12 protein-coding genes are annotated in these 13,098 nt (G+C 45.5%); 5 read left to right on the top strand and 7 right to left on the bottom strand.

All coding sequences use genetic code 11. The features are described 5' to 3' along the window. Positions 1-69: 69 nt before the first annotated feature. From QUB10_RS13725 to QUB10_RS13740, 4 genes are all read right to left on the bottom strand, one after another. The gene (locus QUB10_RS13725; RefSeq protein WP_333157814.1) at positions 70-657 is read right to left on the bottom strand and encodes an aminodeoxychorismate/anthranilate synthase component II; all 588 of its coding nucleotides are present in this window, start codon (positions 655-657) and stop codon (positions 70-72) included. 177 nt (positions 658-834) lie between these two features. Continuing rightward, the gene (locus tag QUB10_RS13730) at positions 835-1,296 is read right to left on the bottom strand and encodes a diacylglycerol kinase family protein (RefSeq protein WP_333202869.1); all 462 of its coding nucleotides are present in this window, start codon (positions 1,294-1,296) and stop codon (positions 835-837) included. A 159-nt stretch (positions 1,297-1,455) separates the two neighbouring features. After that, positions 1,456-2,046, bottom strand: a complete 591-nt coding sequence (ybeY, locus tag QUB10_RS13735; RefSeq protein WP_333202871.1) for an rRNA maturation RNase YbeY — start codon at positions 2,044-2,046, stop codon at positions 1,456-1,458. Between the two features lie 206 nt (positions 2,047-2,252). Beyond that, positions 2,253-2,471: a DUF3285 domain-containing protein gene (locus QUB10_RS13740; protein WP_172190724.1), complete on the bottom strand. Its 219-nt coding sequence runs from the start codon at positions 2,469-2,471 to the stop codon at positions 2,253-2,255. A gap of 434 nt (positions 2,472-2,905) precedes the next feature. Between QUB10_RS13740 and QUB10_RS13745 the strand changes: the two genes are divergently transcribed. After that, positions 2,906-3,724 (top strand): hypothetical protein, encoded by an 819-nt coding sequence (locus QUB10_RS13745; protein WP_333202875.1) that lies wholly within the window; start codon positions 2,906-2,908, stop codon positions 3,722-3,724. A gap of 109 nt (positions 3,725-3,833) precedes the next feature. Beyond that, positions 3,834-4,769, top strand: coding sequence for a DUF1350 family protein (locus QUB10_RS13750; RefSeq protein ID WP_333202876.1), 936 nt, complete (start codon positions 3,834-3,836; stop codon positions 4,767-4,769). 10 nt (positions 4,770-4,779) lie between these two features. Here QUB10_RS13750 and QUB10_RS13755 read toward each other — a convergent pair whose 3' ends face one another. The 3 genes from QUB10_RS13755 to thrS all read right to left on the bottom strand — a co-directional run bounded on the left by QUB10_RS13755 (position 4,780) and on the right by thrS (position 8,340). Beyond that, entirely contained in the window at positions 4,780-5,577 is a 798-nt protein-coding gene (locus QUB10_RS13755; protein ID WP_333202878.1) for a DUF4058 family protein, read from the bottom strand. A gap of 32 nt (positions 5,578-5,609) precedes the next feature. Beyond that, the gene (locus QUB10_RS13760) at positions 5,610-6,401 is read right to left on the bottom strand and encodes a DUF4058 family protein (protein WP_333202880.1); all 792 of its coding nucleotides are present in this window, start codon (positions 6,399-6,401) and stop codon (positions 5,610-5,612) included. A 109-nt stretch (positions 6,402-6,510) separates the two neighbouring features. Next, the gene (gene thrS / locus QUB10_RS13765; protein WP_333202882.1) at positions 6,511-8,340 is read right to left on the bottom strand and encodes a threonine--tRNA ligase; all 1,830 of its coding nucleotides are present in this window, start codon (positions 8,338-8,340) and stop codon (positions 6,511-6,513) included. 444 nt (positions 8,341-8,784) lie between these two features. Between thrS and QUB10_RS13770 the strand changes: the two genes are divergently transcribed. From QUB10_RS13770 to QUB10_RS13780, 3 genes are all read left to right on the top strand, one after another. Further along, positions 8,785-9,114, top strand: coding sequence for a DUF2605 domain-containing protein (locus tag QUB10_RS13770; protein ID WP_333202884.1), 330 nt, complete (start codon positions 8,785-8,787; stop codon positions 9,112-9,114). Positions 9,115-9,721: 607 nt separating this feature from the next. Further along, positions 9,722-10,033, top strand: a complete 312-nt coding sequence (locus QUB10_RS13775; RefSeq protein WP_333054700.1) for a DUF2973 domain-containing protein — start codon at positions 9,722-9,724, stop codon at positions 10,031-10,033. A 471-nt stretch (positions 10,034-10,504) separates the two neighbouring features. Next, entirely contained in the window at positions 10,505-12,496 is a 1,992-nt protein-coding gene (locus QUB10_RS13780) for a DICT sensory domain-containing protein (protein ID WP_333202886.1), read from the top strand. The last annotated feature ends 602 nt before the right edge of the window (positions 12,497-13,098 follow it).

Genomic DNA, 13,098 nt, shown 5'->3' on the forward strand with positions numbered 1-13,098 from the left:
CCAAAAAGGACGGGCGGGACGCCCATCCCACAATAACAATTAAAATTGTAAGTTATTTAATTCGCGATCCTAAAGCCGTTCCAAGAAATTTCGCAATAATTGCTTTCCCGCAGTCGTCAAAATACTTTCCGGGTGAAACTGCACACCTTCAATGTGCGGATATTCCCGGTGCCGCACGCCCATAATAGTTCCGTCTTCAACCCAAGCCGTAATTTCCAAAACTTCAGGACAACTCTGCTTTTCAATTACCAAACTGTGATAGCGAGTTGCAATCATCGGCGATTCCACGCCCTGAAAAACTCCGACTCCTGCGTGTTCTACCTGAGAAGTTTTGCCGTGCATCAACACGGGTGCAGAAACAATTTTGCCGCCGAATACTTGACCGATACTTTGATGTCCGAGGCACACGCCTAAAATTGGTAGAGTCGGCCCCAATTCTTTGATTAATTCCAGAGAAATTCCCGCATCTTCCGGCCGCCCCGGGCCTGGAGAAATCACCACTGCCGCAGGCTGTAATTGCCTAATTTCTGCTAAGGAAATTTGGTCGTTGCGGTAGACTTGCACTTCGCTGGCTACCGGCAACTCAGCACCGAGTTCTCCTAGATACTGTACCAAATTGTATGTAAAACTGTCGTAGTTATCGATGACTATAATCACGGGTTAAGTTAGATTTTAGGTTTTAGATTTTAGATTTTAGGTTAACTCGCTCCCTGAAAGCAAGGGTTTCAAGATTTTAGATAGATGCCGAAGATAAAAATAGCTGCAATATAGACTAAGAAAACTAAAAATCTCAAATTGGTCATCTAAAACCTAAAATTTTCTGGGCCCAATAAGTTACTGACGGGCGATCGCAATTTGAACGACTGCCCACAAAGGAGGAAGCAGAAGTGCAGCACCGACGATCGTAGCAGCCATTGCTGATACCAGAACCGCTCCAGCACCGCAGTCTTTGGCAATTTTGGCTAGTTCGTGGTAGGATTGCCCGACTGTCAAGTCTACCACGGATTCGATCGCCGTATTCAACAGTTCCATTGCTAAAACTATGCCAATGGTGACGCCGATCACAGATATTTCTACAGGTTGGAGTTGCAAAAATAGCGCGAGTCCGATCGCCAATGTTCCTATAACAGTGTGAATCCGAAAATTGCGCTGAGTTTCAAAAGCATAAGTCAGACCCCCCCAAGCGTATCTAAAACTCGTAGCTAAGCTAGATGCGATTTTCCAGGACAGATCTCGGTTGTATTTCAAGGCTTTTTTAGACTCGTGGACTGTCTGGCTAGAAGAGTCTTGAGGCATGGGCAGAAACTCTGCGATTTGTGATGAAATTGAGGGTCTATCTAGTGTCATAAAGAACCAACTTTAATTTACAGAGATGAATGAAAGCTAAACTTTTCAAATTAACTACATCAAGTCTAGGTAACTTTTCTATGTTTTTACTAAAGTTTTGGTTTAATTTCAGAAAGTTATGTTGGGCTTGACATGATTTGTTAAATCACCATCAACTTCAGTTATGCTGCCAGAGATCGCAAGACCGATCGCCCGCAGCAATATTTCTTGTTGATCGAGCATTTGAGTCAGACTTTCTTCATCCGGGTGATCCCAGCCCAAAAGATGCAGAAAACCGTGGGCGGCCAGCCAAGCTAGTTCGGTCTTCAGGGGATGTCCTTGCTGCTGGGCTTGTCGGTTCGCTGTATCGATCGAGATAACGATATCACCCAAGTATAGGGGTTCAGATGACTGCATTTCCTCTAGCTGAGGACAGTCTACCTCTAGAGATGCGAAAGCTAGTACATCGGTCGATCGATCAAGCTGGCGGTACTGGAGGTTGAGCGCTTGCATCTCCGTATCGGCGGTTAAACGCAGACTGACTTCGTAGCCGGGAGCAACTGGGACATCCTCCTGCTGGTTTTCCAGCCAAACGCTAAACCAATTTTCCCAGGTTTCGGCTGCAATCTCCCCGCTGGCTGCACTCTCAGGGAGGTTGGAAGCGTCGGCTGACTGCAGGGCGTGCCCGTAACAGTCCTCGACGTTCACCTCTATTAACATTTTTTTGCTCTCCTGTCAAGGGATATATTCAATTTTTTTACAAATTCCAATTGCGCGATCGAACGGCAGGGGATTTTGCTGTTGCTGGAAAGATACAGTAATCTGTTAGAGATTGCAACAGGCAGGCAGAACAATCAGCTTAACTCCCGATTAAGAAATATCAAAAACATCAGCAGAAATTAGAGGCTGATTGTTTGAATCCCCAATTAAGAATTGAAATAGCGATCGAGAAAAGCCAAACCCACGAGTACGCCTAAAAGTCCGGCGGCTGTCAAGGCAAAATGAAACAGAGAAGTCGCCCGCTTGCGAACCATGTTCCGCATCGCCAGCTTGACATAACTCGGTGGAGGTGCAGTGTTTGTCGGCGCTGTCGGGGTTTCGGCGGACTCTTCTGAGGCGGGAATTGCTGAGGGAGGTTGACTCATAACGGTTAGTTTAGAAGGTTAACAGAGGGGTTGCTGAGAACAGACTCGTCCCGATGTTAACAAATATGTAACGTTTTGTGTAGGCTTTTTTAGCTTTTCGATCGCCCCGGGCCCATTAAAGGGGGATTATACCAACAGATGAATGTGCGATCGCCCTGATAATCAATGCGATATTTTATTTTTATCTTCAGATACACAAGGATAAATTAAATTCCCGATCCGTGTTCCTGTGCGCTTTAACAAAAATTTTTAAATTGTCAAGTCGCACAATCAAGCGACACTCATTTGAGTTAACTCAAATGAGTGTCACCAGAAAAAGCGACTGTTAACCAACCGCGACGGGCAGTTATTCATAGATATAGCCACGGAAAAACAGAAACACAATTTTCCGGCTAAATAACCCAAGCTAAAAGTTAAATTACTCGGACACAAACATGGAAGTTTCCACCTTTGAAATCCTCACCGCACCGATCGCACCTGTGATGGGCATCCCTCCACAACTCATCCCAGTGGCTCGTCGAATCGTTCAGGGATACTTTCTCACCATCTCCAATCTCGAAGCGATCGACTTGCGATATCGGATTGAGTTTACCATCAGCTTACCCGTGCCGGCAGATCCTAATAAAATCTTGCTCAACAACGCTTTCTTAGTTGTTGACGTTGAAGGCAGTAACATCGAGGTACCTCTGACTCAGCAGCCAGGGAAACCGAAGGTATATCGCGCATTTTTCACAATACCCGCTCACAAAACTGCATCTGTTCAATTGTTGCCCATTCTGCCAAAAACTCTGACTCCAGGTTTGCTGGAAGTGCGCGGCTATGTCTCGCTATTTGTGCCAGCGCGTTCCATCTTTCCAAAGCCTCAACCCCAAAGCAAGAAACCAGTCAAGGTGTTATTGAATCCCGAAATTCGCGGTACTTTCTTGCCAAACGATTTCCCGTCAGCAACTCCAACTTCACCGGACTTCGATCAAATTAATTACACTTTAGCGATCGCCAGTGGAAAAGGCTTGAACGAGATTACGCCTGAACCAGGTAAACCAATTATCATCGATTTACCAATTGTTGGCCCAATTTTGGAAGAGTTACGCAACGGTAATTTGGACTTGGCTACTTTGGAAGCAGACAATTCAGAAAAAGCTCAAATGCTCGTGCAACTGCTGGCCCAACTCGATGCCAATGATGTCAATTTGAAAGAGCTAAATACAGTGATGGATAAATTCGATATTCCTGTCAGAATGTCTCGCGGCTAGAACTGTTAAATGGTAAGTAACTGTAGGGTGGGCAATGCCCACCTTACGTTTAATTACCTTTGATTACGTTTAATTAAGCCTACTTATACACTCACTGAGCTTTATTCAAATGTCGAACTCATTTAAATTTCAGCCTGTTTCTTTTAGTTGGGTGGCTGTTCATCCGCAGCCAAAAGGTGTGGTTCAATTTATTGGTGGAACTTTTTTTGGTAGTTTACCAACTTTGTTTTATCGATATTTTTTACACCAGTTGTTTGAAGAAGGTTATACCGTAGTTGCTTTGCCGTTTAGATTTACTTTTCGTCACTGGCCCATCGCTATTGGGTTATTAAAAGAGCAGGAGATTCTGAGAACAGAACTGACCCAAATTTCTCAAAGATTAGGCTATGAAAGCGAAATTTATCAAGAACCATCGAGTTATTTTTGGGTTGGTCACAGTCTGGGATGCAAGTACATTGCTCTTTTAGAATTTTTAAGCGACGATCGGTATCCAAATATTGTGGAGAAATTCTGCGATCGCCCTGACTACGAACGGATTCAAAGGTTAATCGAAAATCTGGGCATCGACCGACCTTCAATTAAAGGCCAGCCGTCCTTATTAATTGCTCCTGATATCAGCAATACAGAGAGCGCTATTCCAGTGCGATCGCTAGCAAAAATGTTAGACAAATTCCGCTTAGGAGTGCTACCAACCAGAGAACAAACTCAATGCTTTATTGCTAATAGTTCTCTGTTTAATTTGACTGCAATAATTTCTTTCGAGCGAGATGATATTGCTGGTTCTACCAATGATATTAAGAAAAGTCCAGAACAACAAAAAAACAGCGATGTACTTTGGCTCATACAACAGCTAAGTAATAGAAAATTGCCTTTATTGAGCCAGGAAATAGAAGGCAAACATTTAGAGCCGATTGGTCTCAAAATCGGTTATTATATTGTTAATCTCAATCCTTGGGAGAAATTCATCAAACCTCTGAAAAGCCGATTTCTTGAATATTGGTCTGTTCATTTTTTGGAGGCTTTAAAAAAGCGCTTAGGCGCTTAAATATCAGTTGTTATTTGCGATCGCCCTTTAACCCTCTTTCCCCCAACAAAACATCCGCCCAAGCAGCATCTGATTCTGAAAGCGCAGGAACTGGTGTGGCGGTGTAATCTATTCTAAAGTCATAGGCGGCGCGATCGTAAACCCCATTTAATAACGCTTGTAAATCTACAATTGGTTCCGCATCACTCGCTCGCAAAGGCAAGGGAAACTGAGGAATCATATCCGGTAAATTGAAAAGGTACAAATCTGCCAAAGGCCTTTGATTTCCGCGACTCACTAAAATTCGATAACTTGCCTCAATATCGTTATCAAAAACTGGTAGAGGTTGGTAACTTCGCAGCAAGTCAATCTCAACCAGATTAGTGCGACTACCAAACACCTTTTCTCGCTTTGCTTCATACATTTCTCGCCCTTTACCAGGGCGCTTATTGGCAGGTGACAGCACTTCAAGCACTGTCACAACTTCCCTAGTTGCTGTATCTCTTACCTCTAAATATGCTTCCCTAAATTCCACAGGTACTGGCAGTCTTACTTTCAAAGCTGTCACAGGCGGTGCGGCAACTGCAACATTAGAAGAAGTAGGGTTGGTTGGACTAGGAGAACGCTGCACAGTCACATCAGGAATCCCCACTAATAGGGAATTGTCCCCGCTAAGCTCATAAACTCTTTTTTCAATATCGACGATATATTTGGGCAGCAACTGCGGCACTAATGATTCAAAAATGCTACTAATTAGCAAGTGATGTACTTGAGGCCATAATTCAGGACTTTCTAAATAAGGATTCATCCCTGGAAATGGATTAGTCATTGATTTAACTCCTGTTAATTTACCTACTTGTATTATCCCCTTAACCCTCTCTCTCGCAACAGAGAATCGGCCCAAACAGCATCCGTTTCTGACAGCGGGGGCACTGCATCGGCTGTGTAATCAATTTCAAAATCATAACCTGCGCGATCGTATACTTGATTAATCAGCGCCTGTAAATCCAGAACCGGCTCTACATCTTCGGGACGCAAAGGCAAGGGAAATGCAGGAATTGTATCGGGAAGGTTAAATAAGTATAAATCGGCGATCGGGCGTTGATTGCTGCGGCTGACTAAAACGCGGCAGTCGCTTTTATGGGAATGTCCGAAAACTGGCAAAGGTTCCCCACCCCGCAACAAGTCTATTTCGACTAAATGGGTACTGCTATCAAATATTTTATTTCGCTTATTGTCATACTTTTCTCGACCTTCCCCCCGGCGTTTATTTGCAGGCGAAAGCACTTCAAGAACCGTGACAACTTCCTTGGTTGTCATATCGATTACTTCTAAATATCCTTCCCTAAATTCTTCCGACACTGGGATTCTGACTTTTAAAGGCTGCACAGTTCGGGAAGCGACGGCGACAGCATTAGATGCGATCGCACTTGCGGGACGGCGTTTCTGTTGGATAGAGACATCAGGAATCGCTACTAATAGAGAATTTTCACCTTTGATTTCGTAAATTCGCTTTTCAATAGCGACGCGGTATTTAGGGCGCAATTGCGGAGTTAACGACTCCTTAATCACACTAATCAGTAAATGATGGACTTCTGGCCAAAAATCAGGATGTTCTAAATAAGGATTCATCCCCGGAAATGGATTAGGCATGAGCGTACTTCCCGTTTACCACTACTATTTTAGCAGCTCAATTAAAAAAACGCAGACAATATCAACATATCATCTGCGTTAATCCGCGTGCATCTGCGATTAAAATTCCCTAAAAATTGCCATAACTGCTAATAGCAGCCTGCAACCTTCCAATCACTTCATCAACCGAAATCGCCCCCAACTCCCCAGAAGCCCGCGTCCGAATATTCAAACTATTCGCCTCAACTTCCTTCGCACCCACAACACCCATCACCGGAATTTTATCCTTCTCAGCATTGCGAATCAACTTGCCCAAACGCTCGCTATCCTCATCAGCTTCTGCGCGAATATTTAGCGCCTTCATCTTCGCCGCCACTTCCTTTGCAAACGGCAAAAACTCCGCGCTGACAGGCAACAACCGCACCTGAATCGGCGCCAACCACAGCGGAAAATCGCCCGCATACTGCTCGATCAAAATCCCGATCAAGCGTTCCAAAGAACCGAAAGGAGCGCGGTGAATCATCACCGGACGCTTGCGAATGCCGTCTTCAGCAACGTATTCCAAATCAAAACGTTCTGGCAAATTATAATCTACCTGAACAGTTCCTAATTGCCATTCTCTATCCAAAACATCTTGGAAAATGAAATCGAGTTTCGGCCCGTAAAAAGCCGCCTCCCCAATTCCCTCAAAATAATTCATTCCCAAAGTTTCCACCGCGCGGCGGATTGCACCTTGAGCCTTTTCCCAAGCTTCATCGGAACCGATGTATTTCTCTAAATTGTTCGGATCGCGGAAACTCAAACGCGCTTTAAAGTTTTTCAGTTGCAGACTCTTGAATACTGACAGAATCAAATCCACCACATTCAAGAATTCAGCATCCAACTGTTCCGGCGTAACAAATAAGTGAGAATCATCCACCGTAAAGCCGCGCACCCGCGTTAAACCGCCCAATTCTCCCGATTGTTCGTAGCGGTAAACTGTGCCGAATTCCGCTAAGCGCATCGGCAATTCTCGATAGGAACGCAATTCGCTTTTGTAAATTTGAATGTGAAAAGGGCAATTCATGGGTTTCATCACAAAACCCTGTTCGTTTGCTGCTGCTTCCTCATCCTCCGCCATCAGCGGAAACATATCTTCTTTGTATTTCTGCCAGTGTCCAGAAATTTTGAACAAATCGACTCTGGCAATGTGCGGAGTCACTACTTGCAAATAACCGCGCTTGATTTGTTCTTGTTTCAAGTAATCTTCTAAAATACTTCTCAAAACAGTGCCTTTCGGCGTCCACAAAGGCAAACCAGGCCCCACCGCATCGGCAAAGATAAACAAGCCTAATTCTTTGCCTAATTTGCGGTGATCGCGCCTTAATGCTTCTTCTTTGCGGTGTTTGTATGCTGCTAGCTGTTCGGGGGTTTCCCAAGCAGTGCCGTAAATGCGCTGTAACTGAGCTTTGGTTTCGTCGCCGCGCCAGTACGCGCCTGCTAGGCTTTCTAGCTCGATCGCCTTTGGATTCAACTCACTGGTATTATCCAAGTGAGGCCCGGCGCACAAATCCCACCATTCCTCGCCCAAATGGTAAAGAGTAATCGGTTCGATCAAACCTTCTAAAATTTCTAATTTGTAAGGTTCGTTAATCTCCTTAATTCTACGTTCCGCTTCCTCGCGGCTGACTTCTTCCCGAATTACAGGCAATTTACGGTTGATGATTTTGATCATCTCTTTTTTAATGGCTTTTAAATCCTGTTCCGTAAAAGGTTCGGGAGTGTCAAAGTCATAATAGAAACCGTTTTCAATCCAAGGGCCAATGGTCACTTGCGCCTTGGGAAATAACTTCTGCACCGCCATCGCCATAACGTGGGAGGTGGTGTGGCGAATTTTTTTTAGTGCCTCCGACTCACTCGTGCGGGGCAACTCAATTTTAGCGGACTCTTCTGGAGGGGACATGGATTGTGAGCTAGACATCGGCTGAATTAGCAATTAATTTAGTTGCAGTTGCTTCTATCTTACTCAGATTGGGACAGTAAGCGCCGACTTCCGGCAGGGGGACACTCCGGGAAATTAGGTCATTCTGGCCCGCGCAGGGGATTGGCCCGCGCAGGGGATTGGCCCGCGCAGGGCATAGTTTTTTTCTTCCTTCTTTCTTCTTCCTTTCATCCGTTACATCCGTTACATCCGAAGAAAGCGAATCCGTTGCCGAACTTCCTTCTCCTATGAGCTATTGCTAGCGAGTCTGAGCGGATATTGCAGAATTTGGGGATTTCGACTCAAAAATCGCTGCTGACACATTTAAATTTATTCACACCCACCTGCTAATTGTTGTTAAATTATTAAAATTTTGTTAGAAATATGTTACAATATGTAAAGACCGTCTAAGACTATAATAGATAAATAACCCAATTTTGATCCATGCTTAATTCCAACTTGCCCGAGCCAGAATTGCTCAAAGCGTTACTGGAACCGCTGTTAGAGGATTTCACTTACTGGTTCGATCGATCGGCAAAGCTCTTAGAAACTGAGGAAATTCCCTTTCTGGGCGACGAAGATCAATCTGACTTGCTGGCGCGAGTCAAACAGGCTCAGCAAGAAGTAGGCGCTGCTAAAGCTCTATTTCAAGCAACCGGAGGTCAAGTTGGGATTGAAACAGCAGCACTGATGCCGTGGCACAGACTGCTCGCCGAATGCTGGCAAGTATCGGCGCGCTTTCGCTCATGGCAGTCAGCTCCCCCTGGAAAATAAGGAAGCGAGTTCAAGTTAAATTTGCAGTCAAATCCCAAAAATGAGGAAATGTGGCTGCTGACTTGACAACCTCCAACAGATTTCCAGTTAATAAGTTATCAGAAAATTGGGTTTAAAACCCCGTCCTTTTAGGAAGGCTTTATTTCCAAAAAGTTGTAAAAGTTTCCCAAATAGTACCCTATACTACAAATAGATACAGGTAGAATAACCGCGAGCATCGAATGGATAACCAACCCCAAAATGACCCGCTTGAGAAACAATAATGTCTCGTGGGTGGCGAAAACCACAAAAACATAGCTAGGGTAGCCATCGCGCACCCATACCAGAAAACTCAAAATCTTAGTAGTTAGATGTACCGTAGGGCATACGGGAACAAAGGGAATGATCCCTTAACGCTTGGGGAGACAAGCCCTCTGGGACTATTCAAATTAGGCTGGAAGCTTCGTTCAATTGGACGGGTTTTTGGTTTAAATATTGCCGAAGGGATGAATAGTTTAAAGGTATGTCAGTGAACCAAGAATCCCCGCGTTTACGGCCGGGAGTGTCAATACTTGCTGAAACACTTTTGTAAATTGCTGTGTGGCTGTTTAGCCCGGAGGAGAAGATAATGTTGCACTTGCTTTATATTTTAGCTTTTACCGTTCTTGCCTTTCTGGCAGTCGGTAACTTAATCCGCAGTCTAGTCACCGTTGGTATGGAGTCCCAGCGCCCTCAACAGTTCAGGGCAAATAATCCCTACCCATCCTATCCTCGCTCTCAACCGGTACCGCATCCAGAACTTTTAGATGAATACGGAAACATAGTCAATGAGCCGCTTTTAGTGATGCGTTCGCTGACTGTCCAAGACGCCCGCGAACAATTAGATGCTCTCTACAAATCATCTCCGGGCGGCAGCGACGAAGGGGGCGAACTAGCCTGATACAACCACAGCCGCAGCATTTATACTTAGGCGCGATGCCTCAAAAAAATATAGGACTTACACGCTAGGTGTCCGAAGCCCGGTTTATTCATAGATGGTGGGTAAAAACCGGGTTTCTTGGGATCAGTCGTCAAAATAATTGGTCGTTAGTTTTTAACTAATGGCTAATTATTTGCGCTTTTTTAAAGTTTAATTACCGATTAACCAGATCGATCGCCAAAAAGCGATAATTATGGCACTGATATCCAAGAGCGAGGATAGTTTGACACTCAAGTACAGGGAAACTAGGAATCGGGGCGGGCACGGCGGAGCGAATTTGGGCGAACACCGGGGTACCCCAGGAGAGCGAAACCGATTTCTTTGTACTTTACTTACCAAGTGCTGTAAATCTATCAGATACTGAAGAAGGATCGCTCTAAATCTCCTATCGATCCTGTTTTGTCATCGGCAAAAATGCACGTTTAAGGCTAGATGATCGTCCCTATTTCGCTACTGGCAGAACTTCTGCAAGCTTTGCCCCAACTGCGGGCACAAATTTATTTCAAATCTTCCATGACAGCCTTGTCTCACGCGATGGAAGACTTAGTTTTGGCGGGTTCCGACGACGAACCGCTAGTCATTGCCAGCTTTCAGCGAGAGCGCTTCTACCGCCAGGAAGCTCACCGCTACCGGCGAATTGCCTCACGCTCGTCTCAGGTATACGTGCTGGCAGCACCGGAAACTGACTTTAAAAATTCCTCGGAATGTCACGAAACTGTGGCGTTTGCACCGGAGGACGGATTGAGTAAAGAGTGGCACTTAGTGGTGCTGGGGCAGCACTACTCAACTTGCCTGATTTGTCAAGAAAAAATTGTGCCGATCGACAACCAGGACGATCGCGGGCCACTGTTGATGGATCAAGCTCGCAGATTTGAAGGAATTTGGACGTTCGATCGCGAGGTAAGCTCCAAAGCGGCGGCATTGTTGCTCGATAGAATTGTCAATTATCGCCCGGAATTGGCCGAAAAGATCGATCGAGCGCGAACTACTTACAAGCTCAAAACCCCGAAAAAAACGAGGAAATCAGCCACTTCCAAAGCCACAAAACCCAACATAAGTACGGGAAAAAGCTCAAAAATTCCCAATCCCAAATTGAGCGATGCTTTTACCGAACGCTTAGTCACCTACTTGCAAGCAGGTCAGCACAAACTACTCAAAGCATACAGCGCCATCGCCGCTCAGGAACGCAAAGAACGCCTGGTAAACTTAATTACCACGGCAATGCGGCAGTCTCTCAACCCACAAGAAATCGTCGAAGTTGCAGTCCAAGAACTCGGCACTGCCCTGTCAGCAAGCCGATGTTTGATTTATCGCTGCAAGGCTGCAGATGTGGCGGTCAAAATCGATCGCGAGTTTTTGGCTTCCGGCGCTAGTTCCCTGCTGGATCAGACTTGGCTGTTGCAGGAAAATCAAATATGGAGCGACGCGGTGGCGCGGCAGGAGCGAGTTTACATCCAAGACACAGCACAACACCCGCTGATTGTCAATACAAAATCCCTGGAAAAAATTGTAAAAAATTGGCAAATAGTCTCTTGGTTAATGGTGCCAGTGCTTTATCAGGGGCGGGTTTTGGGAATGGTGGAAATGCACCAGTGCCGATCGACTTTGGCTTGGGAAGAAGACGAAATTGCATTAGTAGAGGCAATCGCCACCCAACTCGGAGCGGCCTTAATTCAAGCAGAAACCTACGCTCATTTAGAAGAACTCAACCAACAATTAGAAGCATTAGACCGCACTCGCAGCAATCTAATTGCCATCACCGGACATGAACTCCGCACCCCTCTTTCTACGATTCAAGTTTGTTTGGAAAGCTTGAACTCCGAACCAGATATGCCCCCAGAATTGCGGCAAATCATGTTAGAAACTGCCCTCGGCGATGCCGATCGAATGCGGAAACTCGTGCAGGATTTCTTAACTCTTTCTCACTTAGAAAGCGGGCGAGTCCAATGGAATGTAGAATCGCTGACGCTGCAAGAATGCGTTGATTTGGCCCTTAGCAGCGTGCGATCGGGGGGCGGACTCGATCGACAGTTACCGGAAATTATCGCCGAAGTTTCGGCAGAATTGCCTTTAGTGCAAGCTGACGGAGAGTGGTTGGTAGAGGTGCTCTCCAAACTGCTAGACAACGCTTGCAAATTCACCACACCTCAAGGAAGCGTGACCATAAGAGCCAAATGCAACGGTTCTCGGATGGTGGAAGTTCTCGTAGCCGATACAGGGAGGGGAATCGAGGCGAACAGTTTAAAAGTAGTGTTCGATCGATTTTATCAAGAAGAAGGAGCTTTGCGCCGCAGCGCCGGCGGTACCGGTTTGGGATTGGCAATTTGCAAACAGATTGTTGCCGGCTGGGGCGGTAAAATTTGGGTAGATTCCGCAGGAAAAGACCGAGGAAGTGAATTTCACTTCACTATTCCGATTGTTTAGACTAAATTGATACAGCGTATTCAAGGTTTATGAGGTATACCCCAGAAACCGGGTTTCTTTACAGTTCTCGCATGATTACTGATTCTGTTCAATAAACCCGGTTTCTCGCGATCTACATTTACATGGAATATACTGTAAAAAACCTGGTTGGTGGGCGTCTGAGCGCGCAAGTAGCGATCGAGTGATATCAAATCCGGTAGCATCGTCCTGTATTCATCTCTGTATTCTCTCCCTCTGCGTTCTCTGCGCCCTCTGCGGTTAAATCATTCCGATACAACCGGAAACGATATGATATCAAATTCGGCTGCGCTGGCATGATATCAAATCCGCTGCTAACAAATTTGATCTGAGGGGCTATTTAAGCCGGACTTGATATCACATACTAATCTAAAGTCGTCTTGAGACGACTTGAGCTATGAGGCTCTTGTTTCAACCCCTGTCGGACTTAACGACTACTATTAATGCCGATTGCATCGGAAGGATTTAACCACAGAGAACGCAGAGAACGCAGAGAAAGAGAAGAGAGAGATGAATACAGGACGATGCAAAGGTCAAGGATATCACCCTCAATCCTCACCCTGTGAGATCGGCCTTAAAGGTGA

It is taken from the genome of Microcoleus sp. B5-D4 (genome assembly GCF_036705145.1).
In the GTDB taxonomy this organism is placed as follows: Bacteria; Cyanobacteriota; Cyanobacteriia; order Cyanobacteriales; family Microcoleaceae; genus Microcoleus.